Here is a 24,463-nt window from a genome sequence, read left to right on the forward strand (position 1 = left end):
CGTTCCCTTCGGCAGTCCCGGCCCTCGTTCTACCCCATTTCTAACGATGGCGTCAGGTAGGCGCGCGCGAGGCCCGGCGACGGGCACCCGCGGGCAGCTCGTCCCCCTAACCTGACGCCGACGTTCGAAACTTGGGGGGCCGATGGCGTTCGATCTGCAGGGCAAGCGGGTGCTGGTGACCGGCGCGTCGTCGGGGCTGGGAGCGGCCCTGGCCGTCGGCCTGGCCGAGCGCGGCGCCACCATCGGGCTGTGCGCCCGGCGCCAGGGCCACCTCGACGAGGTGCTGGCGCAGGTCCAGGCGCACAGCCCCGACAGCCGGGCATGGGCGGTCGACCTGGGCGCCATCGACGGGCTCGACGAGTTCGCCGCCCGCGTGCTCGACGACCTGGGCGGGCTCGACGTGCTCGTGAACAACGCCGGCATGCCCAAGCGCCGCTGGGCGTGGGAGCACCGCGCCGACGAGATCGACGACGTGCTGCGGGTCGACCTCCACTCGCCGATCGCCCTCAGCCTCGCCCTGCTGCCGGCCCTCGACGCGTCCGGCGGCCGCATCGTGTTCATCGGATCGGTCGCTGCCCGGCTGGCCCCTCCGTCGGAGGCCGTCTACGCGGCCGCCAAGGCCGGCATCACCGCGTTCGCCGAGACGCTCCGGGTCGACCTCGCCGTCGCCGGCAGCCCGGTCGGCGTCCACGTCGTCCAACCCGGGGTGCTGGACACGCCGCTGTTCCAGCTGCCCGACAACGACCCGTCGATCTCCGACATGGAGCCCCTGGCGCCGGCCGAGATCGTGGGCGCGGTCGTCTCCGCGCTCGACACGGGCGCGGCCGAGACGTTCGTCCCCACCTGGTTCCAGGACATCCCGCCCGTCAAGACCGGCGACCTCGACGGCTTCCTCCAGGGCGCCGCGGAGTACACCACCACGCGCCTCCACGACCTCGGTCGACCGTTGCCGGCCCGCCCGTCCGAAGGGACCGACCGCCCGTGACCACCCATCCCCTCTCGCTGCTCGCGCCCGACGAGGTCACCGCCGCCCACGCCGTCCTGAGCGCCGCCGGCGAGCTGCCCGAGGGCGCGACGGTCGTCCACATCGTCCTGGTCGAGCCGGACAAGGCCGACCTCGCCGCCTGGACGCCCGGCACCCCGTTCGACCGCCGGGTGAAGGCGCTGATCCTGCCCGGCCCGGAGCTCACGATGATCGAGCTCGTCATCTCGGTGACGGAGGGCGCCATCGTCGACCGCACCGTCATCGAGGGCATGCGCCCGGCGCTGCTCATGGGCGAGTCGTTCCTGGCCATGCTCGCCTGCAAGGACCACCCCGGGTACGTGGCCGCCCTCGCCCGCCGGGGCATCACCGACCTCGAGCTGGTCCAGATCGACCCGTGGCCGGCCGGGTCGTTCGGGTACGGCGTCGAGCCCGACCGCCGCATCGCCCGCTGCATCTCGTTCCTGCGCGAGACCGACGACGACAACGGCTACGCCCGCCCGATCGAAGGGCTCATCGTGCACGTCGACCTCGGGCGCGAGGAGGTGCTCGAGGTCATCGACCACATCCCTGCGGGCACCGACCCGATCCCCCTCGCACCGCAGGGCGGCCGCTACTCGGCCGACGCCGTCGGGCCCCTGCGCACCGACCTCCGCCCCATCTCCATCACCCAACCCGAGGGGCCCAGCTTCACCATCGACGACAACCTCCTGTCGTGGCAGAAGTGGTCGCTGCGCCTGGGCTGGGACCCCTACGAGGGGCTGGTCCTGCACCAGCTCGCCTACGACGACACCGCGGCCGACGGCACCACCCGCACCCGATCGATCCTGCATCGCGGGTCGGTCTCGGAGATGGTCGTGCCCTACGGCGACCCCGGCGAGGTGCACGGCTGGAAGAACGCGTTCGACGCCGGCGAATGGGGCCTCGGGCGCATGACCCAGTCGCTCACCCTCGGGTGCGACTGCCTCGGCGAGATCCACTACGTCGACGTCACCATGGCCACCGAGCAGGGCACCCCGTGGATCGTGCCCAACGCCATCTGCATCCACGAGGAGGACGTCGGGATCGGGTGGAAGCACGTCGACCTGATGACCGGCACCCACGAGGTCCGCCGCAGCCGACGCCTCGTCATCAGCCACATCGCCACCGTCGGCAACTACGAGTACGGCTTCTTCTGGTACCTGTACCTCGACGGGAACATCCAGCTCGAGGTGAAGCTCTCCGGGATCCTCTCCACGCAGGGCGTGCGGCTCGGCGAGTCGAGCCCGTTCGCCAACCCCATCGCGCCCGGCCTGGCCGCGCCCGTGCACCAGCACCTGTTCTGCGCCCGTCTCGACCTCGACGTCGACGGCACCGCCAACCGGGTGGAGGAGGTCGAGGTCGAGGTGCTGCCCACCGGCCCCGACAACCCGTGGGGCAACGCCTTCCGGCCCGTCGCCACCGTGCTCGCCACCGAGTCCGAGGCCCAGCGCACCACCAACCCCGCCACCAGCCGGGCCTGGCGCGTCGTCAACCCGGCGGTCACCAACGCCGTCGACCGACCCGTGGGCTACAAGCTGGTGCCCAGCATGGCCACGCCGACGATGCTCGCCGCGCCCGACTCCTCGGTCGGCAAGCGGGCCGGCTTCGCCCACCACAACCTGTGGGTCACGCCGTACCGGCCCGACGAGATCCGCGCCGCCGGCGACTTCCCCAACCAGCACGAGGGCGGCGCCGGGCTCCCCGAGTGGACCGCCGCCGACCGCAACCTCGTCGATGAGGACGTGGTGCTCTGGTACACGTTCGGCGTCACCCACCTGCCGCGGCCCGAGGACTGGCCGGTCATGCCCGTCGAGTACACCGGCTTCCTGCTCGCCCCCTTCGGCTTCTTCGACCGCAACCCCGCCCTCGACGTCCCGCCGTCGCCCTCCGGCCACTGCCACTCCTAGGCCCCCACCCGGGACGGCGCGTGGACCGGGAACCCGCCGAGACGGATGGCCCGTCGCTCGGCCACACTGGGACCCATGGCTGCCACCGTCCACCGCGTCGTCGTGCGCGGGCACTTCGCCGACCTGACCGACGAGCAGCGCGCCTCGCTGCTGGCCGAGGCCGACGAGCACGACTTCCACCAGGTCACCTACACCGAGTGGGGCACGTTCATCTACGAGCGCAACCTGGTGGCCTTCAACTTCCGCTACGAGGTGCGCATCGCGGACGACGCCGATCCCGTGCCCGACCCGGTCGACGTGGGCCTCGCCAAGGCCACCGCCTCGCTCCAGGAGTGGGGCCTCGGCCACAAGCACCTGAAGGCCACCGCCACCGACATGTCCCAGGTCTGGTCGACCTGATGCGAGGCCGCCGGCCCACCGGCCACCGGTTCGGCGGCCAGGCACCGCAAGGCGTCGAGCGACCCCCGCGCATCGAGCCCGGGCCCGGCCAGGAGTCCGTCTGGGACTACCCCCGACCGCCTCGCGTCGAGGCCACGTCGGAGCTGATCCGCGTGGTGCACGGAGGGCGCGCCGTCTGCGAGACCGCCCGTGCGCTGCGGGTGCTCGAGACCAGCCAGCCACCTGGGATCTACATCCCCACCTCCGACACCGACATGAGCCTGCTGCGCCCCTCCCCCGGCCACAGCTTCTGCGAGTGGAAGGGCGCGGCGTCGTACCACCACCTGCTCGTCCCGGGATCAGCGCCCGTGGTCGACGCGTGCTGGTACTACCCGCAGCCCCCGCCGGCCTACGCCGCCCTCATCGACCACGTCGCCTTCTACCCGCAGCTCGTCGACGCCTGCTTCATCGAGGACGAGCAGGTCGCGGGCAACGAGGGCACCTTCTACGGCGGCTGGATCACGTCGAGGATCGTCGGGCCGTTCAAGGGCGGCGACGGCACCTGGGGCTGGTAGCCCGGCCGCGGCTCAGGCGGCCAGGAACGCCAGGATCTCGGGGAACGCCTGCGGGTCCTGGATGAAGAAGGCGTGGCCGCCCTCGTAGGCGTGGAGCTCGGCACCCGGGATGCGCGAGGCGATCGCCTCGCCGTTGACCAGCGGAGCGAGGCCGTCGTAGCGACCCGACCCGACGAAGGTGGGTGCGGTGATCCGAGGGAGCCGGTCCCACACGTCGTGGTGGCTGCGGGCCTCGAGCTGGGCCCGCTCGCCGCGCAGCACCTCGGCGGACTTCGGCACGGCGCGCGCCTTGGCCATGACCTCGACGATGGCCGCGCTGTCGGGGTGGTCGGCGAGCCACTCGGGGGTGAACCGGATGTCGACGATGGTGGGGGTGGCGGGCGATTCGTGGAGCGGGTGCGACGAGCCGCCGGCACCACCGGGCGAGGTGCAGAGCAGGGCCAGCCGCTCGATCCGCTCCGGGGCGGTGACCGCCACCTCCTGCGCGACCATGCCGCCGAAGCTGATCCCGACCACGCGGAACGTCTCCCACCCGACGAGGTCGGCCAGGGCCAGGGCATCGGCGGCGCAGTCGGCCATCGTGAACGGCCCGTCCGGGATGGTGCTCTCGCCGATGCCGCGCGCATCGAACGTGACGAGGTCGAAGCTCCTGGCGAGCGGGGCGAAGAGCATCGCCGAGGCCGCCATCGTGCTGCCGGAGCCGTTGAGCAGGAGCAGGCGCGGCGCGCCCGGCGTCCCCTCCCGCACGTAGGCCAGGTCGATGCCGTTGACCTGGGCGTGCTGGACCGACCGGTCGGGGCTCACGGCTCGGCTCCCGTCGAGCTCTTGCCGCGGCGGAAGCGCCCGGCGCCCTTGGTGGTGCGGACCTGGAACGTCGGTGCGCCGGCCTGCTCGCCACCGAGCGCCGACGTCACGCTCTCGGTCGTGACCCCGTGCTGTGCCAGGACCGCCGAGCACCGCCCGCGGTCCAGGTGCAGCATGGCCAGCAGGAGGTGCGGGGTCCCGACGTGATCGTCGCCCAAGGCCGACGCCGTCCGCACCGCATCGACGATCACCCGCTTGGTGTCGCTGTGGAACGGGATGTGCCCGGTCACCTCGGCCGACCCGATCGAGCTGATCGCGGTGAGGCCCTCGACGAGCTCGGACCCGTCCGCACCCAGCTGGGCGAGCAGCGCCTCCATCGCGGGGTCGTCCGCACCCAGGGCCCCGAGCAGCAGGTGCACGGGGGCGATGATCGGCTGCCGGAGCTCCCGGGCCAGCTCCTGCGCGATCACGACCGCCCGGCGGGCGTGCGGAGAGAAGCGCTCGAACACGGCCGCAGCCTGTCAGACCAGGCCGAGCAGCGCCTCGGCGGCGGCGGCCGGCCCGCCGGCGTGGGCGAAGCTGGCCTGGATGCGCTCGGCGGCGGCGCGGAGGCCGGGCTCGGTGAGGGCCTGGTCGATCGCCTGGCGCAGCGCGTCGGCCCGCACCCGGGCGAACTTCACCCGCACCCCCGCGCCGGCGCGCACCACCTGGTCGGCCACCACCGGCTGGTCGTCGCGGATGGGGGCCACCACGAGCGGGAGCCCTTCGGCCAGGGACTCGCACACGGTGTTGTGGCCGGCGTGGGTGACCACCGCGGCCGTGCGGCGCAGCAGCTCGAGCTGGGGGACCCGGCGCTGGACGATCACGTTGGGCGGCGGGTCGGGCACCAGGTCGTCGGGCGCCACGAACACGCCGACCCACGGCTGGTCGCGGAACGCTTCGGCCGCCGCGGCCCAGAACCGCTCGCCCACCTCGGCGTTGAGCGTGCCCAGCGAGACCAGGACGTTGGGGATGGCCGGGTCGGCGCTCAGCCGTTCCCACGGGAAGGCGCCGGGAGCGGGGCGGCCCACCGCGCACGGCCCCACGAAACGCACCGGCACCTCGCCCGCCGGCGTGCCGGCCAGCGACCCGGTGAGCTCCTCCACCGTGTACGCCAGGACGAGGTGCGGCGACAGGCGCAGATCGCCCGCCGCCGCCACGCCGGCCGCGATGCCGTGGCGCACCTGGAGGTCGGTCCGCAGCTGGTGCATGGCCTCGGCCACCTTGGGCAGCGCGGCCAGCGGATCGACCAGCTCGGCCGACGTGGTGGCCGACGTGGCCCACGGCAGGCCGCGGCGACGCGCCACCACCGCCCCGCCGAGCGCCTGCTGGTCCACGACGAGCACGTCGGCACCGAACGCATCGACCGCGGCGTCCACCCCGTCGACCATGTGGTCGGCCAGCGGGAGGAGCACCTCCTCCTGGAGGAACTTGAACCCGGCCGCGCCCCGGGCGTCGTCGCGCCGCTCCCCCACCGCCGCCACGAACGCCGCCACCTCGGGCGACACGGCCGACAGGAACGTCGAGCCCGGGGGCAGCAGGTCCTCGGTCGCCCCCGGCACCCCGGTCCACGCCACCTCGTGCCCGCGCTCGACCAGCGCCGCCGCCACCGCCACCGTCGGGTTCACGTGCCCCGTGAACGGCGGCACCACGAACAAGAACCGCGTCACACCCTGACCCCCGGCCCCAACCGCCACGAACTCTCTGTGATCAGCCGGAGGTTCCCCCGGGGCGTCACAGGAAGTTCGATCGTTCGGAGGAGGTGGCGGGTGGGGGGCACGGTCAGCTGACGCGGTCGAGCCAGGCGAGGGCGCGGTCGCGGACCAGGCCGCTCTGCTCGGTGAGGAGCGAGTGGCTGCAGTCGGGGACGATCTCCAGCTCGCAGCCGGGCACCTTGGCCTGGAGCTCCAGCGCCCGGTCCATGATGTCGGTCTCGGCGCCGTACATGGCGTAGGTGGGGCAGGCGATCTCGGGCAGCCAGGTGACCGGCTGCTCGGCCTGGAGGTCGTCGATGAGCGACGTCTCCATCAGGAACCGCTCGCTGCGCTTGGCCATGCGGGAGAGCTTGCGGTCGGCGTTCTCGGCCAGCCAGTCCTGCACCGCGGTCTCGTCGAGGCCGAAGGCGGCGAGCGCCAGGCTGCCGGCCATCTGCTCGCCCCAGCCCTCGACCGCGAAGTGGGCCTCGATCAGGAAGAGGCTGGCGACGCGCTCGGGGTGGCGGTGGGCCAGGGCGAGCGACACGACGCCGCCGAAGCTGTTGCCGAACAGGTGGACGGGCTCGGTGATCCCCCACAGGTCGAGCAGGGCGACGAGGTCGTCGACGTTGTCCTCGACCGTGTACCCGGTCTTCGGCATCTCGCTGCGACCGTGGCCTCGCAGGTCGAAGAGGTGCACGTCGGCGTGCATCGCAAGGGGGTTGGCGAGCGTGTAGTACCAGCTCGACAGGTTGTCGATGACCAGGCCGTGCAGCATCACCACCTGCGGGCGGGCGCCGGTGGCGTCGCCTCCGGTGAGGTGCTGGGTGTGGAGCTTCAGGCCGTTGGCCTCCTCGACGGGCACTAGGCGCCCGTCGGGCCGGCGCCGCGGTCGGCGTGGGCGGCCACGAACTCGACGAGCTGGCCGACGGTGAGGGCGATGATGTCGTCCAGCTCCATCTCGGCCAGCCAGCTGACGAAGTCGACCTGCTCGCCGTAGGTCTCGAGCAGCTTCTCCGACAGGGCGACGAACTCGATGCTCTCGAGCTGCAGGTCCTGGTCGAACGACGTCTCCATCGTGAGCGGGCCGTCGAGGAGCAGGTCGTCGCCGATCACCTCGACGAGGATCCGCTCCAACTCCTCCAGGACGCTCTGCTGGGTCACGGTCTCAGGCATGGTCTTCCTCTGTTGGTGGGACCTCGGTCCAGGCCACCACGTGCTCGTCGCCGACCAGCGCGGTGCGCAGCCAGCGGTCTCCGATTCGTAGCCGATCGCCGTCGACCTCGACGACCTTCCAGTCCTTGGGCCGGCCCTGCATGCCGGTGCCGGCGGCCTTGGCGGCGGCCTCCTTGGCGGCCCACCAGCGGGTGAGCTCGACGTCTCGGACCGACTGGCGATCGATGTCGGGCAGGTCCTCGAACCGCTCCCGCTCCTTCCGGGACAGGGCGGTCACCTCGAAGCTGCTCGTGCGCCCCTCGACCCGCTCGATGTCGATGCCGACGTCGGTGCCCCGCGCCGCGATCGCCACGCCCAGCCCGGCGGTGTGGGCGATGGACACCCGCACGTCGCTGCCGTCGGGGCTCTGCACGTGGGGCGCGCCCTCGGCGTCGTTGTGCACGGGGACCTCGACGGGGAAGATCCGGGCTTCGCTGCCGGTGCGCCACAGCAGGTCGCGCACCGCGTCCTTGGCCGCGATGCGGCCCAGGAGCCACGTGCGTTGCACGTTCGGGTTGCGGCTGTCGTAGTCGGACCGCTCGGCCCGACCGAGGAAGCGGCGCTGCACCACGTCGCGCGATGCGGAGTCGGGCCAGCCCTCGCGCACCAGCACCCACCCACCGTCCTGCGGCTCGGCCAGCGTGCGGTCGTGGGGCTTGCGCAGGAGGGTGAACAGCCGGTCGTCGCTCTGGAAGCGCCGGTCCTCCCACCCTTCGATCCGGCACCACACCACGCCGTCGACGGTCAGCTCCAGGTCGGCGCGCACCACCACGTCGCCGATCTCGGTGGCGTTCACGACGCAGCGCACGACGGTGCCGGCCGTGGGGTGGGGCCCGTAGAAGCTGATCCGGTCGATGCTCGTGGGAAGGACCAGGCGGTCCTTGTCGACCCGCTGGGCCAGCCAGAAGCCGAAGAGCTGGCCGGCGTTGTCGAGCAGCGATCCGGGGAAGTCCTTGGTCTCGAGCAGGCCGCTCGCGCCGTCGTCGCCGAACTCGTCGAACGTGAGGAGGCCCTGGTAGGCCGGGCCGTGGAACAGGTGGCGCTCGTCGTACAGCGTCTCGGGGGTGCACGGGCAGGCGATCTCGCCGTGCACCGGCGCCGCCGCCGGGGCGGGCGGCTCGGGGTAGGTCGGGGCGACGACGATCGTGGCCCGGGCGTGCTTGTCGATCGATGCCTTCACGGTGGTCTCGCCGGTGGCCGGATCGGCACCGTCGCCGTCGCGGGTGGCGCGCACCGTGACCGAGGTGGGCGGCTGGACGGCGAGCCACTTGAACGCCCGGATCGCCTCGACCCGCGTCGCCACCGTGCCGGGGACCAGCGCCTCGGCCTCGTGCTGGAGCATCTCGATGATGGCGGTCATGGGGACCAGCGGGAACAGGTCGTCGACCACCGGCCAGCCCGCGGGCTGCTCGTAGAAGGCGTGGTCGAGCCAGTACGGCTGCGCCGCCACCGAGAGGTCGTGCACCGTCTCCCGAAGGCTCGGCGATCCGCCCGCGGCGGACCCGCCCGCCTCCGAACTTGTTGCAGGGAAGGCTCCATCGAGCTCTGGCTGCAACAAGTTGGCCGTGGGGGCGGGGGTTTGGGCGGCGGGGAGGCCGCGGCGGACGGGGCGCTTCGAATCGCGGGCGGCACGGAGGACGTCGAGCGCGGCGGCCGAGGCATCGGCGAGGCCGCTGCGGAACTCCTCGAGGATCGGCGCGGGGGCGTCGAGGTCGGCCCAGTCGGCGTCATCGGGCCGGTCGGTGACGACCCGGTCGAGCGGCGTGAGGTCGCGGATCAGCCGGGACCCGAGGACCACGGGCGGCGCCTGCCCGCCACCGCCCGCGAGCTTCGCGTGGCTCCCATCGGCGGGGGCACCGGATCCGTGCGAAGCCGGAGCGGGCGCGTGGCCCAGGGGGGCGAAGTCGACGTCGAGGCCGGTGCTCCAGAGGGCGGCGGCCACCCGGCGGAGCTGACCGATGCCGGTCTGCTTGGCGGTGTTGGCCGAGATCGTGAGGATGTCGTGGTCGCGGAGGGTGTCGTCGACGAACCCGAGCAGGCTGCCCGTGCCCACCTGGACGAACGTGCGCACCCCGTCGGCGTGGAGCTGCTCGACCAGCTCGCGGAACCGCACCTGCTCCACGAGGTGCCGGCCCGACAGCTCGGTGATGCCCGCCGGGTCGTCGGGGTAGGGGGCGACGGTGGTGGCCGACCACATGGGCACGGCGGGGACCGCCAGCGGGATGCCCGCGAACTGCTCGGCCATCGACGCCACGAACGGAGCGAACAGCGGTGAGTGGAAGCCCGACCGGAACGGCAGCTCCTGGGCCAGCACCTTGCGCTCCTTGGCCCGCTCGACCGCGACGGCCATCGCGGCGGCCGGCGCGCAGATCACGCTCTGGTGGGGGCAGTTGTCGTGGGAGACGTAGGCCTCGTCGAGGCCCTCGACCAGCGAGGCCGCCACCTCGGCACCGGCACCCAGGGCCACGAACACCACGTCGGACACCTCGATCGATCCGGGCTGCAGGCTGTCGAGGAACTCGTCGACGTAGGTGGTGGGGATCTGGCCGGAGACGATCTGGCCGGTCCACTCCCCCAGGCTGTGGCCGGCCGCGAGGTCGGGGCGGATGCCGAGCTGGGCCAGCGCGGCGTCGAGCAGCAGGCCGACCTGCACGATGCCGCGGCCCTGGCGCTCCAGGGCCGGCACGTCGTCGGCCAGACCGGCCCACGGCAGATCGAGCTGCTCGGCCACGTCGTCGACGCGGGGCTCGAACACCGGCTCGACGCCCGGGAACAGGAACGCCACCTTGCCCGCCGGCAGCTCGCTGCCGCCCGGCTCGAACCACACGTCGTTGCGGCCGCGGAACGGCGTCCCCCGCTCGAGCACCTTGCGGGCCAGCGTGAGCCGCCGCTCGTTCGGATCGACGATCGCCAGCCGCGCCGGCCCACCGGTGGGCACGGCGAGCCCGGGCGAGCCGGCCGACCACCCATCGAGCTGCGCCAGCAGGTCCGCGGCGTCGGCCCCCGCCAGCAGCAGCACCTCCTCGTCCGCCGCCTTCGGGTCACCAGCGGTCGTGGTGGAACCATCCGTGACCCGGACCGCATCGCCCTCCGCCTTCGGGTCACCAGCGGTCGCGGTGGAACCATCCGTGACCCGAACGGGGCGCGCCGCGGTCGAGCGTTGAGACGGGTGCTCGGTGAGGACGACGTGGGCGTTGATGCCGCCGAAGCCGAAGGCGTTGACGCCGGCGGTGCGGGGCGCGCCGTCGGCGGACTCCCACGGCTCGGCCTCGGCCAGGACCCGGAAGCGGGTGGTGGCCAGGGCCTCGTTGGGCTCCTCGACGTGGAGCGTGGGCGGCAGCTCGCCGTGGAAGATGGCGAGCGCGGCCTTGGCCAGGCCGGCCGCGCCGGCGGCCGGCATGGCGTGACCGATCATCGACTTCACCGAGCCGAGCACGGGGCCGGCACCCGATCCGCCCCGTCCGCCGGAGGCCCGCTCGCCGAACACGGTGCGCAGGGTCTCCAGCTCGGTGCGGTCGCCCACCGGGGTGGCGGTGCCGTGGGCCTCGATCAGCCCGACGGTGGCGGGGTCGAGCCCGCTGGCCGCCCACGCCTTGGACACGGCGAGCACCTGGCCCTCGGGCCGCGGGTTCATGAGCGACGCGCCGGCGCCGTCGGAGGCCACGCCCGTGCCGCGGATCACGGCGTAGATGCGGTCGCCGTCGCGCTCGGCGTCGGCCACCCGCTTCAGCACCAGGATGCCGGTGCCCTCGCCGACCAGGATGCCGTCGGCGTCCTTGCTGAACGGCCGGATCGCCTCGGTGGGCGACAGGGCTCGGAGCTGCGAGAACACGCTCCAGAGCGTGAGGTCGTGGCAGTGGTGGACGCCGCCGGCCAGCACCACGTCGGCCGCACCGGAGCGCAGCTGGTTCACCCCGTGGTCGACCGCGATGAGCGACGAGGCACACGCCGCATCGACTGTGTACGCCGCGCCCCGCAGGTCGAACCGGTTGGCGATGCGCGACGCGGCCAGGTTGGGCACGAGCCCGATCGAGCTCTCGGGGCGCTCGGGGCCGAGGCGGTCCTGGAACTCGGCCTTCACCTGCTGGAGGCGGTCCTCGTCGATGCCGGGCACCAGGACCCGAAGGGCCTCCACCAGCTGCTGCGCTGTCCGCACCCGCTGGTCGAGGCGGGCCACGCCGTCGCCGATGTAGCCGCCGCGACCGAGCACCACGGACACCTTGGCGGGGTCGGCGGTCTCGTGCGGGTTGCCCGCATCGGCCAGGGCGGCCGAGGCGGCGGCGAGGGCGAGGAGCTGGTCGGGCTCCACCGCGTCGACCGCGTTGGGCATGATCCCGAAGGCGAGCGGGTCGAAGGTGGCGAGGTCGTCGACGAACCCGCCGCGCCGGCAGTAGAAGCGGTCGGCGGCCTTGGCGTCGGCGTCGAAGAAGACCGGGTCCCAGCGGCCGGGGGGCACCTCGGTGATGGCATCGACCCCGCCGCGGACGTTCTCCCAGAACGCCTCGATCGTCGGCGCGCCGGGGAACAGCCCCGCCAGCCCGACGATCGCGACCCCGTCGCCCTCCCCCGCGCTCACGATCCGCCCCCACGAGCCCGCATCCCGCTGGTCGATGTTCCACCCCACGAGGGGAAGATCGACCAGCGCTGCCCCCGGCCCGAAGCGCTGGTCGATGATCCACCCCACGCGGGGAAGATCGACCAGCGAAGGGCGGGGCGGGGCGGGGCGACGGCGGGCACGAGGTGGCTAGTCGGTGGTGGTGGGGCGACCGACGAGGTCGTCGGCCGCGCTGTGCTCGACGGGCGGGCCGAAGGCCTCGGGGGTGCCGCGCATGACCACGAGCTGGGCGGGGCCGGTGGGCTCGGCGATCTCGTGGAGCAGGGCCATCACGCCGTCGTCGGGATCGACCAGGCCGATGCCGCGGCGGGCGTACTCGCGCTCCAGCTCGGGCGACACCATGCCGCCGCCGGCCCACGGGCCCCAGTCGATGCTGAGGACCCGGCAGCCGTGGCGGCCGTCGTGGGCGCGGGCGAGGGTGTCGAGGGCGTCGTTGGCGGCGGCGTAGTCGGTCTGGCCGCGGTTGCCGACGACGCCGCTGATGCTGCCGAACAGCACCACGAACCGCAGGCCGAGGTGGGCCCGGTCGAGGATGGCGCGGGCGCCGTCGACCTTGGTGCCGAACACCCGGTCGAACCCGTCCTGGCCCTTGTCGCGGATGAAGTGGTCGTCGAGCACGCCGGCGCCGTGGATCACGCCGTCGAGGCGGCCGTGACGGGCGCGGACATCGTCGAGCAGGGCGCCGAACTCGGGGGCGCGCACGTCGATCGCCACGTACTCCACCGTGGCGCCGAAGCGCTCGAGGAGGGCGATGGTGGCGCGCATCTCGCGGTCGGCCTCGATGCGGGTGCAGGCCTGCTCGATGTCGTGCGGCTTGGTGAGCTCGCCGATCTCCAGCAGGGCCCGGCGCAGGGCGTTGCGATCAGGGGCGATGGCGGTGCGCGGGTCCTCGTCGCCCTCCGGGAGCGGCGACCGGCCCACCAGCACGAGGGTGCAGGGGTTGGCGCGGGCCACCCCTTCCGCCACGCGGGCCGTGATGCCGCGGGCGCCGCCGGTGACCACGACGACGGCGTCGGGCCCGAGCCCGAGGTCGCCGTGGATCGAGAGGTCTCGGGCCTCGCCGACCACCTGGGTGGAGCGCTGGCCGCCGGCCCACGAGAGCGCGGCAGGGGCATCGAGGTCGAGCAGCTCGTCGACCAGGCTCTCGGCGAGCGGGCCGAGGTCGCCGTCGAGGTCGGAGTCGGCGATGGCCACCGAGCGGGCGAGCACGTCGTGGCGCTCGCGGGCGACGGACCGCATCAGGCCGGGCACGCCGGTGGGTGCGCCGTTCGGGTGGACCGGGACGGTGACGACGAGGGCGCGGCGGGCCGAACCGAGCAGCGCGGGCTGCAGGTCGGCGAACACCGAGCGGGCATCGGCGCCCGAGTCGAGCAGCGTGGTGGACAGGTCGACGACGGCGTCGAGCCCGGCCAGGAGCTGGAGGCGGGCGTCGCCGCCGGCGGTCACCTCGACCACGTTGGCGCCGCGCTCGATCAGGGCCAGGGTGACGGCGCCGGTGAGGCCGCCGTGGCCGGCGATGACACCGGTGGCCACGGCGTGCAGGTCGCCGAGGGCGACGGCGGGGCCGAGCAGCTCGGTGCGCACGTCGAACCGCTGGGCGGCGGCCGGCAGGGCCGGGTGGGCTTCGGCGGTGTGGTCGGGGGCGGGCGCCGCGCTCGACGCCGACCCGTTGGAGGACCCGTTGGAGGACCCGTTGGACGACGCGTCGGCCGAACCGCCAGGGGCGGCGTCGCCGGCCTCGGACGCGAGGCCCTCGATCCACTCGACGATGCCGCGCAGCGACTTGTGCGATGCCAGCTCCTCCACCATGTCCTCGTCGACCGCCGACTCGTCGAGGCCGCCGAGGCCGATGCGCTCGGCCAGCTCGCCGACGATCTCGATGCGCTTGATGGAGTCGATGCTGAGATCGGCTTCGAGGTCGAGGTCGGGGTCGAGCATCTCGACGGGGTAGCCGGTGCGCTCGCTGACGATGGCCTGCACGGCCTTCATGAGGTCGGCGCCGCTGAGCGCCGGCTTGGCGACGGCCTCGGCCGGGGCCACCGCTGCGGCGACGGCGGCGACCGGTGCGACCGTGGGCTGGGCGGTGGCGGCGATGGGCTGGCCGACGGGCGAGCCGAGCGGGGCCAGGTCGTCGAACCCGGCGGTGACCGGCACGTTCGAACCGAGGTAGCGCAGCATCACATCTCGCTCGGCGGCCACCTGCTGGCGCACGTTCCGGAGGTACTCGAGCACCACGGTGCTGGCGTCGTCATGGCCGTTCGACATCTGGGAGAACCCTTCGAGCTCGAGTGCGGGGAGCGTGTTGGCGGGCTGGAGGCTGTTGCGCAGGACCGCGCCGTCGGCGGTGCGGATGAACGCGCCGTCGATCTGCCAGCCGGGCGCCTTGGCGGGGAGAGCGGCCAGATCGGCGGGCTCGGCACGGCCGTCGAACAGCGGCGCCGCATCCACGGGCACCCCGAGGGTGGCGAGCTCGGCGAGGGCGAGGAGCAGGCGGCGGACGCCGTGCTCGCCGGCGACATCGGTGGCCACCATGGCGTGCGGGCGGTCGCCGAGGATCTTGCCGACCTGCTGGGTGAGCACCCGGCCCGGCCCGGCCTCGACGAAGACGCGGGCACCGGCGGCATACATCGACTCGATCTGGTCGACGAAGCGCACGCCGCTCGTGACCTGGAGGGCAAGCAGGTCGGCGACGGCACCGGGCACCTCGACGGGGTACGGCTCGGCGGTGACGTTGGACCACACGGGGAAGGCGGGCGGCGCCGCGTCGACAGAGGCCAGCCGCTCGGCCAGCAGGTCGCCGGCCACCGCGATCACCGGGCTGTGGAACGCGCACGCCACCGGCAGCAGCTTCACCTTGGTGCCGGCAGCCTTGAGGGCCTCGGCGGCCGCCTCCACCGAGGCGGTGGGACCGGAGATGACGGCCTGGGTGGGCCCGTTGTGGTTGGCCAGCACGATGTCGGGCCACTCGGCCAGGCGCTCGGCCACCTGCTCGGCGGTGAGCTCGACGGCGGCCATCGTGCCCGGGTCTCCCCCCGACTGCTCGACGGCGTCGAGGATGGCGTCGCCGCGCGCGGCCGACAACGTGAGGAGCGTGGCCTCGTCGAAGGTGCCCGCCGCGGTCAGCGCGACCAGCTCGCCGTAGCTGTGCCCACCGGCCATCGCCGGCTCGACGCCGACCGACCGGAGCAGCCGGGTGAGGGCGAGGGAGGCGATGCCGAGGGTGGGCTGGGCCACGTTCGTGGCGGTGATGGCGGCCTGCTGCGCGGCGCGCTCGTCGCGCCCGAAGGCCGTGGGCGGGAACAGGGCGTCGAGCCACGGCGCGGCGGGGACGAGCAGGTCGCGCAGGCCGCCGAACGCCACGAACAGGTCGGCGGCCATGCCCGGCCGCTGCGAGCCCTGCCCCGGGTAGAGGAACGCCACCGCAGGCGCCTCGCCGTCGGCGCCATCGGAGCCGGCACCGGCAGAGGTCGACGCGACGAACACGCCGTTGCGGGCTTCGGTGCTGCCGGCGGCGGCCACCTCGAGCTTGGCCACGAGGTCGGCGAACGAGTCGGCCACCAGGCCCACCTGCACCGGCCCGGCCCCGGCGCGGCCCACGGCGGCGGCCACGGCGCGGAGCTGGTGGCGCTGGCTGTGCGGGTCGGTGGCGACGATGTCGGCGGCCACCCGGGCCAGGTCGGCGACGGCCGTCAGGGCATCGCCGAGCGAGGCGCCGCGGAACAAGAACAGCTCGGCCGGCCACTGGTCGACGCCGTGGGTGGGTGCGTCGCCGCCGTCGTAGGACGACAGGACGGCGTGGAAGTTGGTGCCGCCGAACCCGAAGGCGCTGACGCCCGCGAGCCGCGACGCACCGGGCCACGGCCGAGCCGCGTCGATGAACCGGAACGGGCTGGTCTCGGCGTCGTAGTACGGGTTGGGCTCCACCAGGTTGGCGGTGGGCGGCAGGACCGCGTGGTGGATGGCCTTGGCCGCCTTGATGAGCCCGGCCAGGCCCGCCGCGCACTTGGTGTGGCCGATCTGGCTCTTGACCGAGCCGAGCACCACGTTGCCGACGGGCACGCCGGCTTCGGCGAACACCTCGGTGAGCGTGGCCATCTCGGTGCGGTCGCCGACGACGGTGCCGGTGCCGTGCGCCTCGACCAGCCCGACGTTCTCGAGCGAACGACCGGACTGGGCGAGCGCCCGGTGCACGGCGCGCTGCTGGCCCTCCTTGCGGGGGGCGGTGAGGCCGAGGTGGCGGCCGTCGGAGCTGCCCGCCACGGCGTCGACCAGCGCGTAGATGCGGTCGCCGTCGCGCTCGGCGTCGACGCGGCGCTTGAGCACCACGCAGGCGATGCCCTCGCCGAGCGCGATGCCGTCGGCGTTGGCGTCGAACGTGCGGCAGCGGCCCGTAGGCGACAGGGCGTGGACGCTGGCGAAGAGCAGGTAGTCGTTGAGCCCGTTGTGCAGGTCGGCGCCACCACAGAGGACCAGGTCGGAGGTGCCCGAGCGCAGCTCCTTGCAGGCGGCATCGAGGGCGGCGAGCGACGAGGCGCAGGCGGCGTCGACCGTGTAGTTCACGCCGCCGAGGTCGAGGCGGTTGGCGACGCGGCCGGCGATCACGTTGGCCAGCACGCCGGGGAACGAGTCCTCGGTGAGCGACGGCAACCAGTCCTCGAGGCCCGCCGGGACCGAGCCGAACAGCTGCGGCAGGAAGGCGCGGATGCCGTAGGCGCCGGCGAGCTCGTTGCCGCTCTCGGCGCCGAACACCACCGAGGCGCGGCTGCGGTCGAACTGGCGGTCGGCGTAGCCGGCGTCGGCCAAGGCGCGGGCGGCGACCTCGAGCGAGAGGAGCTGCACGGGCTCGATGGCGGCGAGCGATGCGGGCGGGATGCCGAAGGCGAGCGGGTCGAAGCCCACTGGGTCGATGAACCCGCCCCAGCGCGACGGGGTCTTGCGGCCGGCGTCCTTCGTGAAGGCGTCGGCGTCGTAGTACCGGGCCACGTCCCAGCGCTCGTCGGACACCTCGGTGACGGCGTCGGTGCCGGCCACGATCGAGGCCCAGTACTGCTCGACGCCGATGGCGCCGGGGAAGAACCCATCCATGCCCACGATGGCGATGTCGAGCGGATCGGGCTCGCGCTCAGGCTCGCGGACCGACAGCCGGAGCTCGTCGGTGGGCCGCAGCCACGCCGTCGAACCGGCGCTCACGTCGTCGTGGAGGGCGGCGACGGTGGTGACCTCGTGGCGGAGGGTGGCGACCTCGCCGATCATGTACATGCCCTCGCGGCGCTGCTCCTCCTCGTCGGCCGAGCGCACGCCGGACTCGTCGCGCACCAGGGCCTTCGACGCGATGCGGAGGCGGCCGAGGTTGAGGCTCTCGAGCTCGGCCCAGCGGGCCTTGGGGTCGACGCCCTGCTCGACCAGCTCGTCGTGGCGGGCGGCGAAGGCCCGCACGAACTCGGTCTCGACGCAGCGGGTGGCGTGGCCCGGTGCCGTCTCGAGCAGCACCGTGGTGGCGCACGTGACGGCCACGTCCTGGAACGCCGGCTGGATGGCGCCCGACGCCACCGACTCCTCGGTGAACAGGTAGGCGGTGCCCATGAGCACGCCGATGTGGGCGCCCTTGGCGGCGAGCGTGGCCGCCGCGGCCGCGGCCATGGCGGCAGAGCCGGCGTCGTGGATGCCGCCCGCGAACAGCACCTGGAGGTGCTCGGGATCGTCGACCTGCAGGAGGCGCTCGATCTGGGCGTCCCAGAGCGCGAACGACGAACGGGGGCCGACGTGGCCGCCGCACTCGCGGCCCTCGAACACGAACTTGCGGGCGCCGTCCTTGAGGAAGCGGTCGAGCAGGCCCGGCGACGGGACGTGGAGGTAGGTGTCGATGCCCGCGGCCTCGAGCGAGGTGGCCTGGCTGGGTCGGCCACCGGCGATGAGCGCGTGCGGCGGCGCCACGTCGTGGACGGCTTCGAGCTGCTCGGCGCGCAGCTCGGCGGGGACGAACCCGAGGACGCCGACACCCCACGGCCGGTCGCCCAGCAGCTCCTTGGTCTGGACCAGCAGCTCGCGCACCTCGGGGCCGCGCAGCAGCGCCAGCGCCAGGAACGGGAGGCCACCGCCGTCGGCCACCGACGCGGCGAACTCGGCCCGGTCGCTGACGCGGGTCATCGGCCCCTGGGCGATGGGGTAGCGGGTGCCGTGGGCGGCCGCCACGCCCTTGCCTTCGGCCAGCGGCGGGTCGGCGGCCGCCGCCGCCAGGTGGCCGTCGATCGAGGCCTGCAGGGCCTGCACCACGCCGCCGACGGTGGCGAAGCGCGCGGCCAGGCCGGCGGCGAACCCGCCGTCTTGGCCCACGGGCACCAGCTCGGTGCGGAGGTCGGCGCCCAGGAAGGAAGCCACCTCGTCCGCGCTGGTGGTCTCGGCCAGGGCCGCGGCCGGCAGATCAGGTCGGGTGTAGACGCGGTGGCCACCGATGACGCGGGTCTCGCTGCCGTCCATGGCCTCGATCGCCCGGCGCACGTCGAGCGGGAGGCCGCCCTCGCGCAGCAGGGCGAGCTGCGAGTCGACCAGCACCCCGGCGCCGCCCCCGGCGACCACCGCGGCGGCGGTGTGGAGGCCGATCCCACCTCGCACCCACACGGGCACGCCGAGGTCGACCAGCTGCTGGAAGAGGACGAACGCCTCGGTGTCGCCCACCCGTCCGCCGGCCTCGCAGCCCGACGCGATGAGACCGGACACGCCGGCGGCCTTGGCCAGCTCGCCCTCGGCGCGCGAGACCACCTGGGCGATCACGTCGGGTGCCACGGTCGACCAGCCGTCGACCAGCGCGATGAACGACGCCAGGTCGTGACCGTCGGCGGTGACCACCACGGCGCTCGGCGCGTGCGCCTGCTTCACACCGGGGGCCGACACGGCGGCGAGGCTGAGGCTCGCCGTCGGGCGCAGCCACCAGTCGGTCACGTTCCGTCGAGCCAGCTCCGCGGCGAGGGCGACCACGTCGTCGGTCCCGGACACGTCGAGCACGCCGATGCCGCCGGCGCGGCCGCCGGCCGCGACGAGGCGGGGGTTCGAGCGACCGCACGGGTCGGCCACGAGGACCCGGCGGGTGTCAGCGCTCATGACTGATCATCGACGTGAACTTGCGTCAGCTGAAGATGCACCCGATTCCCCCCGGAACATGGCATGAGACGTACGGCCGCGCATGGGCCGAACGGCCCTGAACGGTACACCGCGACCCCCCGAATCCCGAAAGGGCCGCGTCAACGCTGCGTGACATCTTGCTCCCGGAAGGTGAACACCGAGCAATCGCTCCGTTTTTGCACCTGACGTGCGAGAACATTCGCTCCCAGCGGCAGGACCCGCCCCGGGGAGCCCTCCCGCCGCCCGCCGGAGGGGGAGGGCACCGTCACCCTGGCCGGCCGTCAGGAGAACATCCACCACAGGGTGTCGAGGACCAGGACGGCGGCGCCGGCGATGGCGATCCACCTGGCCAGGGCGTAGTTCTGCTGGGCCCGCTCCTCGCCTGCGGGCCCCGGCACCCCGCCACCCGGGCCGTACCGGCCGATCGCGAACCGGATGGCCACCATCCCGAAGACCCCGAGGACCACCAGCGCGATCCCGAACAGCCACATGGGGACCAGTGTGGCCGGTGGTCGATCCGGTCCCGGCCAGCGCCGGTGCGACCGCACCCCGAGCGCCTGGCATGCTGACCGGCGTGCAGCGATTGGGGGGTAGCGACGCCGGGTTCCTCTTCATCGAGACCGAGGAGCAGACCTCGGTCTGCGTCGACCTGACCGAGCTCGTCGCGTCGAGCCCCGATGCGCCGCTGCTCACCGTCGCCGACATCCGCCAGCGGGTCACCGACCGCATCCACCTGCTCCCGTCGTGGCGGTGGCGCCTGCAGGCGGTCCCGCTCGGCATCCACCACCCGGTGTGGATCGAGGATCCCGAGTTCGACGTCGACGACCACATCCGCCACCGGGTCCTCCCCGCACCGGGAGGACCGGCCGAGGTCGACGCGCTCATGGCCGAGATCGAGCCCCAGCGCCTCGACCTGCGCCACCCGCTCTGGCAGCTGATCCTGGTCGACGGGCTCACCGGGCCGGGCGAGGCGCGCCAGGCCCTGATCTACCGGCTCCACCACTCGCTGTGCGATGGCGCGGCCCTCCTCCACACGCTCGACCTGCTCCTCGGCGACGCCGCCGGCGAGCTGCCCCGGCCTGCCGCCCTGCCGCCGGTCCCACCCCCGCCCACCCGGCGCACGCTGCTGCGCCAGGCCGCCCGCGAGCAGGCCCACAACTGGCGCCAGATCCCGGGCATGGTGAAGTCCACCAAGCACATCTTCGAGACGGTGGAGGCCCGGCGCGAAGAGGCCGTGGCCGAGGTGCCCCGACCCATGGGCGACGCGCCCGGCAGCATCCTCAACCGTCCCGGTCCCGCCGAGCGCACCTACGCCCGCACCATCCTCCCCCTGCCCGAGCTCCAAGAGCTGCGCAAGCCCACCGGCGCCACCCTCAACGACGTGGCCCTGGCCATCGTGGCCGGCGCCCTGCGGTCGTACCTGCTCGATCGGGGCGAGCTCCCGGCGAAGGCGCTGGTGGCCAACGTGCCCGTCTCGGGCGATCCGCCCGGCACGCCGCCGCGCCAGTGGGGCAACCGCTTCGCCAACTTCTTCGCCCTGCTCCACACCGACATCGAGGACCCGGTCGAGCGGCTGCTGGCCATCAGCGCCAGCACCGCCGAGGCCAAGCTCCAGCTGGCCATGCAGGGCCACGACACCCTCACGGAGTGGCTCGACCGGATGCCCCCGCTCGTCGGCCGGCCCGCGGCGCGCACGATGGTGAAGCGCAGCGCCCGCAACCCCGACAAGGCCGACTTCAACGTGCTGGTGTCGAACGTGCGGGTACCCGCCAACGACTGGCGCATCGGCGAGCACCGAGTCCGCCACGTGTACCTGTCGGGGCCGATCGGCGACGACACCGGCCTCAACATCACCGTGGTCGGCTACCAGGACGAGCTCCACGTCACCATCGTCGGCAGCCCCGTCACGATCGACGCCCCCCGAGACCTGGCCCACCGGTTCCACACCTCGCTCGAGGAGCTGCGCGCATGCATCGGCTGAGCGGAGAAGACGCCGGCTTCTTGTCGATGGAGCAGCCCGAGCAGGCGATGAACACCATCGCCATCGGCACGCTGCGCGCTCCCGACGGAGGGGCCGCCGCGCTCACCATCGAGGACGTGCGCACCCACATCGCCGACCGCCTCGACCAGCTCCCGTCGTTCCGGTGGCGGATCGTCCCCGTGCCGTTCGGCCTGCACCACCCGGTGTGCGTGCGAGACCCCCGCTTCGAGCTCGACTTCCACCTGCGCGAGGCCACCCTGGCCCCCGGCCAGACCACCGACGACCTGTTCGCGCTGCTCGCCGAGAAGCACCTCGACCGCCGGCACCCGCTGTGGCAGCTCACGCTGGTCCACGGCCTCCCCGGTGGCGAGCAGGCGCTGATCCTGAAGTACCACCACTGCCTCGCCGACGGCGTCGCCGCGTTCACCACGTTCTCCCGGGTCTTCTCCGACGCCCCCACCGACCCGATCCCCGGCGAGCCGATCCCGTGGGCCCCCGAGCCCATCCCCGGCCGCGTCGCCCTCGTGGTGCTGGCCCTGCTCGACCACCTCCGCTCCCTGCTGCGCATCCCCGGCCTCGCCGCCCGCACCAAGCGCGGCCTCGACGCGGTCAAGGCCCGGCGGGCCCAGGCCACGGTGGCGGTGCCCGAGTTCAGCGGTGCCGCCCCCAACGGCGCGCTCAACGACGCCTTCACCGCACCCCGCGAGTACGCCCGTGCCGAGCTCCCGCTCGCCGAGGTGAAGCGGGTGAAGGACGATGCCGGCGTCACGCTCAACGACGTCGTCCTGGCCACGGTGGCCGGCGCCCTGCGCGGCTACCTGCACGAGCGCGACGAGCTCCCCGACCTCCCGCTGCTCGCCAGCGTCCCCGTGTCGTACGAAGCGGCCGACGCACCCGTCCGCCAGGCCGGCAACCGGTTCTGGAGCTTCACCACCTCGCTCGCCACCGACGTGGTCGACCCCGCCGAGCGCCTCGCCACGATCAGCTCGGTCGCCGCCGAGGCCAAGGCGCAGCTCACCATGCTCGGCCCCGAGCTGCTCCCCGCCTGGCTCGACTTCGTGCCGCCGTTCGTCAGCGAGCCCGGCGCCAAGGCGCTCATCAAGCGGCTGCAGGACAGCGACGGCCTCGTCGACGCCAACGTGCTCATCTCCAACATCCGGGGCCCGGCCGAGCCGTTCACGCTGCTCGGCTGCGACGTCGTCGACCTCTACATCGACGGTCCGCCCAGCAACGGCGTCGGCCTCAACGTGATGCTCTGGAGCTACGGCGACCGCCTCCTCCTCGGCATCCTCGCCTTCGCCGACGCCCTCCAGGACCCCGCCGCCCTCACCCGCCACATCGAGCAGGCCTTCGCCGACCTCCAGGCCACGGTTCCCGCCCCGGCCTGACCACTCCCGCCCCGACGAACTTGTTGCAGCCAGTGCTGCATGGAACACCCCGTGCAACAAGATGGGCCCGGGCCCCGAACAGGGCACGAACTTGTTGCAGCCAGTGCTCCATCCGACACTCACCGCAACAAGTTCCGGCCCTCGGGCGACCGGATCAGGCGCAGGTCAGGTGGAGATCTCGCACTTGAAGTCGCCGCTCTGGGTCTGGGAGCCGAACGCCTTGTCGCTGATGTGCACCGTCAGCTGGCAGACCCCCGTGGCTCCCTCGTACCGGCCGGACCCCGACGTGATCTTCACGGTGTAGGGCTCGCCCTCGGTGGGGTAGGCGGTCTCGTCGTCGACCGTGCCGGTCAGCGTCTCGCCGCCCGGAAGGCCGATGGCGAAGGTGCCGGTGCCCCGCCACGTGTCGCCGACGATGCGGCTGCAGTAGTCGGACTTGTAGGTCCAGGTGCCGGGATCGGCCGTGCCGTCGTAGTCGGCCGTGACGGTGAGGGTCGACAGCAGCGAGTGCGACATCGTGTTCCCCGATGCGCGGCACTCGGTGGCGTCGAGCCGGTAGTGCTCCTTGCCGGTGTACGTCCCGCCGACCCGGAGCGAATCGACCCCCGCGGCGGGCGGCACGGTCGTCGCCGGCGGGATGACCGTCGTCGACGACCCGTCCCGCGGATCCTCGACGCCGGGATCGACGGTGACGGTGGGCCCCACCGGCGTCGTGCCCCCGACGATCGTCGTGGTCGGGGCCTCGGTGGTCGGCGTGGTGGCGGTGGTGGTGTCGGGTGCCTCCGTGCTGGTGGGCCCGTCGCCGCCCTCGCCGGCTGCCACCACCTGGCTCCCGCCGTCGACGCCCTGGATGGCGGTGAACGCCACCCCGCCCACCAGCAGGAGTGCGGCCACCGCGCCGCCGGCCAGCGCCCGCCGCTTGGTGCGGGCCCGGCCCGCGGCCCGGTTCTGCAGGCCGGCCACGTCGAGGGCGGGCTCGGGCGGTCCCGCCGCCTTGTCGAGGTTGTCTCCGAGGTTGCTCATCGGTCGTTCTCCGTCTCGGTCTTCGTCGTGGGCTCGACGACGAGGAGGTCGTCGTCGGTGGCCAGGCCGGCGGACCGCAGCGCGCGGAGGGCCTGGTGGAGGTGGGCCTTGACCGTGCCCGGGCGGCAGCCCATGGCCTCGCCGATCTGGTCCACGGTCAGGTCGCTGTAGAAGCGCAGGACGATCGCCTGGCGCTGGCGGGGTGCCAACTGGTGGACGGCGGCCCGGACCGCCAGCACATCGGCCACATCGACGCCCCAGCTCGACGTCGGTGGTGCATCGGCTCGGCGCCGCGCCCGCGATTCGGCCATCGTGCGCCGCAGCCGGGAGCGGGCCAGGTTGAACGCCACCCGGTAGGTCCACGCCTGGGGATGGTCCATCACCGCGACCTGCGGCCACCGCTCGACCACCCGGACCAGCGCGTCCTGCGCCAGCTCGCGCGCCGACTCGACATCGCCGAGGTAGAGCCGCAGCGACCCCACCAGGCGCGGGTGGATGTCGCGGCAGAACGCCTCCGGCCCCAGATCGACCACCGACAACTCGACGGTGGGCGCCGCCACGAGCTCGTCGCTCACCGCCACCCCCGGACGCTCATGCAGAAGGACCATACGGAGGAGGAACGCCCCAGCCCCGCAGAACGTGTAGTCCCCCACCGAACTTGTTGCAGGCAGTGCGCCATCGAGCACCGGGTGCAACAAGTTCCGAGGGGTGGGGCGGCCACG

The 24,463-nt window shown here is 73.5% G+C and carries 16 protein-coding genes; 6 read left to right on the top strand and 10 right to left on the bottom strand.

Annotated elements, in window-relative coordinates; all coding sequences use genetic code 11:
* The first annotated feature begins 142 nt into the window (after positions 1 to 142).
* The 4 genes from ACPPVX_RS09805 (at position 143) to ACPPVX_RS09820 (ending at position 3,863) form a co-directional block, all read left to right on the top strand.
* On the top strand, positions 143 to 985 hold the full coding sequence (locus ACPPVX_RS09805; protein ID WP_426574715.1) for an SDR family NAD(P)-dependent oxidoreductase: 843 nt from the start codon (positions 143 to 145) through the stop codon (positions 983 to 985).
* Positions 982 to 2,910 (top strand): primary-amine oxidase, encoded by a 1,929-nt coding sequence (locus ACPPVX_RS09810; RefSeq protein WP_426574716.1) that lies wholly within the window; start codon positions 982 to 984, stop codon positions 2,908 to 2,910. Before ACPPVX_RS09805 ends, ACPPVX_RS09810 begins: the two co-directional genes overlap by 4 nt.
* A 75-nt stretch (positions 2,911 to 2,985) precedes the next feature.
* The gene (locus ACPPVX_RS09815; RefSeq protein ID WP_426574717.1) at positions 2,986 to 3,309 is read left to right on the top strand and encodes a DUF6204 family protein; all 324 of its coding nucleotides are present in this window, start codon (positions 2,986 to 2,988) and stop codon (positions 3,307 to 3,309) included.
* A complete protein-coding gene (locus ACPPVX_RS09820) occupies positions 3,309 to 3,863 on the top strand; it encodes a DUF427 domain-containing protein (RefSeq protein ID WP_426574718.1) in 555 nt (184 codons plus the stop codon). The genes ACPPVX_RS09815 and ACPPVX_RS09820 overlap by 1 nt, the downstream gene beginning before the upstream one ends.
* 12 nt (positions 3,864 to 3,875) lie before the next feature.
* Here the strand turns inward: ACPPVX_RS09820 and ACPPVX_RS09825 are convergent, their stop codons facing one another.
* The 8 genes from ACPPVX_RS09825 to ACPPVX_RS09860 all read right to left on the bottom strand — a co-directional run bounded on the left by ACPPVX_RS09825 (position 3,876) and on the right by ACPPVX_RS09860 (position 19,840).
* Positions 3,876 to 4,667, bottom strand: coding sequence for an alpha/beta hydrolase (locus ACPPVX_RS09825; protein WP_426574719.1), 792 nt, complete (start codon positions 4,665 to 4,667; stop codon positions 3,876 to 3,878).
* The gene (locus tag ACPPVX_RS09830) at positions 4,664 to 5,176 is read right to left on the bottom strand and encodes a Clp protease N-terminal domain-containing protein (protein WP_426574720.1); all 513 of its coding nucleotides are present in this window, start codon (positions 5,174 to 5,176) and stop codon (positions 4,664 to 4,666) included. The genes ACPPVX_RS09825 and ACPPVX_RS09830 overlap by 4 nt, the downstream gene beginning before the upstream one ends.
* 12 nt (positions 5,177 to 5,188) lie before the next feature.
* The gene (locus ACPPVX_RS09835) at positions 5,189 to 6,376 is read right to left on the bottom strand and encodes a glycosyltransferase (protein ID WP_426574721.1); all 1,188 of its coding nucleotides are present in this window, start codon (positions 6,374 to 6,376) and stop codon (positions 5,189 to 5,191) included.
* Positions 6,377 to 6,488: 112 nt separating this feature from the next.
* Entirely contained in the window at positions 6,489 to 7,265 is a 777-nt protein-coding gene (locus ACPPVX_RS09840) for an alpha/beta fold hydrolase (protein ID WP_426574722.1), read from the bottom strand.
* Entirely contained in the window at positions 7,265 to 7,576 is a 312-nt protein-coding gene (locus ACPPVX_RS09845; protein WP_426574723.1) for an acyl carrier protein, read from the bottom strand. The genes ACPPVX_RS09840 and ACPPVX_RS09845 overlap by 1 nt, the downstream gene beginning before the upstream one ends.
* Positions 7,569 to 12,191 carry a beta-ketoacyl synthase N-terminal-like domain-containing protein gene (locus tag ACPPVX_RS09850; protein WP_426575024.1) on the bottom strand — a complete coding sequence of 1,541 codons (4,623 nt, stop codon included), beginning with the start codon at positions 12,189 to 12,191 and terminating at the stop codon, positions 7,569 to 7,571. The genes ACPPVX_RS09845 and ACPPVX_RS09850 overlap by 8 nt, the downstream gene beginning before the upstream one ends.
* Before the next feature lie 168 nt (positions 12,192 to 12,359).
* Positions 12,360 to 19,328 (bottom strand): SDR family NAD(P)-dependent oxidoreductase, encoded by a 6,969-nt coding sequence (locus tag ACPPVX_RS09855; protein WP_426574724.1) that lies wholly within the window; start codon positions 19,326 to 19,328, stop codon positions 12,360 to 12,362.
* Positions 19,329 to 19,630: 302 nt separating this feature from the next.
* Entirely contained in the window at positions 19,631 to 19,840 is a 210-nt protein-coding gene (locus tag ACPPVX_RS09860; RefSeq protein WP_426574725.1) for a hypothetical protein, read from the bottom strand.
* A gap of 83 nt (positions 19,841 to 19,923) precedes the next feature.
* Between ACPPVX_RS09860 and ACPPVX_RS09865 the strand changes: the two genes are divergently transcribed.
* Together ACPPVX_RS09865 and ACPPVX_RS09870 are read left to right on the top strand one after the other, a co-directional pair.
* Positions 19,924 to 21,330 carry a wax ester/triacylglycerol synthase family O-acyltransferase gene (locus ACPPVX_RS09865; protein ID WP_426574726.1) on the top strand — a complete coding sequence of 469 codons (1,407 nt, stop codon included), beginning with the start codon at positions 19,924 to 19,926 and terminating at the stop codon, positions 21,328 to 21,330.
* Positions 21,318 to 22,718, top strand: coding sequence for a wax ester/triacylglycerol synthase family O-acyltransferase (locus ACPPVX_RS09870; RefSeq protein ID WP_426574727.1), 1,401 nt, complete (start codon positions 21,318 to 21,320; stop codon positions 22,716 to 22,718). The genes ACPPVX_RS09865 and ACPPVX_RS09870 overlap by 13 nt, the downstream gene beginning before the upstream one ends.
* 165 nt (positions 22,719 to 22,883) lie before the next feature.
* On the opposite strand, the gene ACPPVX_RS09875 is transcribed toward ACPPVX_RS09870, so the two are convergent.
* Together ACPPVX_RS09875 and ACPPVX_RS09880 are read right to left on the bottom strand one after the other, a co-directional pair.
* A complete protein-coding gene (locus ACPPVX_RS09875) occupies positions 22,884 to 23,741 on the bottom strand; it encodes a hypothetical protein (protein WP_426574728.1) in 858 nt (285 codons plus the stop codon).
* On the bottom strand, positions 23,738 to 24,316 hold the full coding sequence (locus tag ACPPVX_RS09880; RefSeq protein WP_426574729.1) for a sigma-70 family RNA polymerase sigma factor: 579 nt from the start codon (positions 24,314 to 24,316) through the stop codon (positions 23,738 to 23,740). The genes ACPPVX_RS09875 and ACPPVX_RS09880 overlap by 4 nt, the downstream gene beginning before the upstream one ends.
* Positions 24,317 to 24,463: the final 147 nt, after the last annotated feature.

Origin of the sequence: Aquihabitans sp. McL0605, from assembly GCF_049993875.1 — a bacterium.
Classification (GTDB): domain Bacteria; phylum Actinomycetota; class Acidimicrobiia; order Acidimicrobiales; family Iamiaceae; genus Aquihabitans.

Excerpts from the sequence above, each read along its gene's own strand:
- ACPPVX_RS09875 (WP_426574728.1), bottom strand. The coding sequence starts at position 23,741 with ATGAGCAACCTCGGAGACAACCTCGACAAGGCGGCGGGACCGCCCGAG.
- ACPPVX_RS09860 (WP_426574725.1), bottom strand. The coding sequence starts at position 19,840 with ATGTGGCTGTTCGGGATCGCGCTGGTGGTCCTCGGGGTCTTCGGGATG.
- ACPPVX_RS09815 (WP_426574717.1), top strand. The coding sequence starts at position 2,986 with ATGGCTGCCACCGTCCACCGCGTCGTCGTGCGCGGGCACTTCGCCGAC.
- ACPPVX_RS09855 (WP_426574724.1), bottom strand. The coding sequence starts at position 19,328 with ATGAGCGCTGACACCCGCCGGGTCCTCGTGGCCGACCCGTGCGGTCGC.
- ACPPVX_RS09820 (WP_426574718.1), top strand. The coding sequence starts at position 3,309 with ATGCGAGGCCGCCGGCCCACCGGCCACCGGTTCGGCGGCCAGGCACCG.
- ACPPVX_RS09870 (WP_426574727.1), top strand. The coding sequence starts at position 21,318 with ATGCATCGGCTGAGCGGAGAAGACGCCGGCTTCTTGTCGATGGAGCAG.
- ACPPVX_RS09845 (WP_426574723.1), bottom strand. The coding sequence starts at position 7,576 with ATGCCTGAGACCGTGACCCAGCAGAGCGTCCTGGAGGAGTTGGAGCGG.
- ACPPVX_RS09805 (WP_426574715.1), top strand. The coding sequence starts at position 143 with ATGGCGTTCGATCTGCAGGGCAAGCGGGTGCTGGTGACCGGCGCGTCG.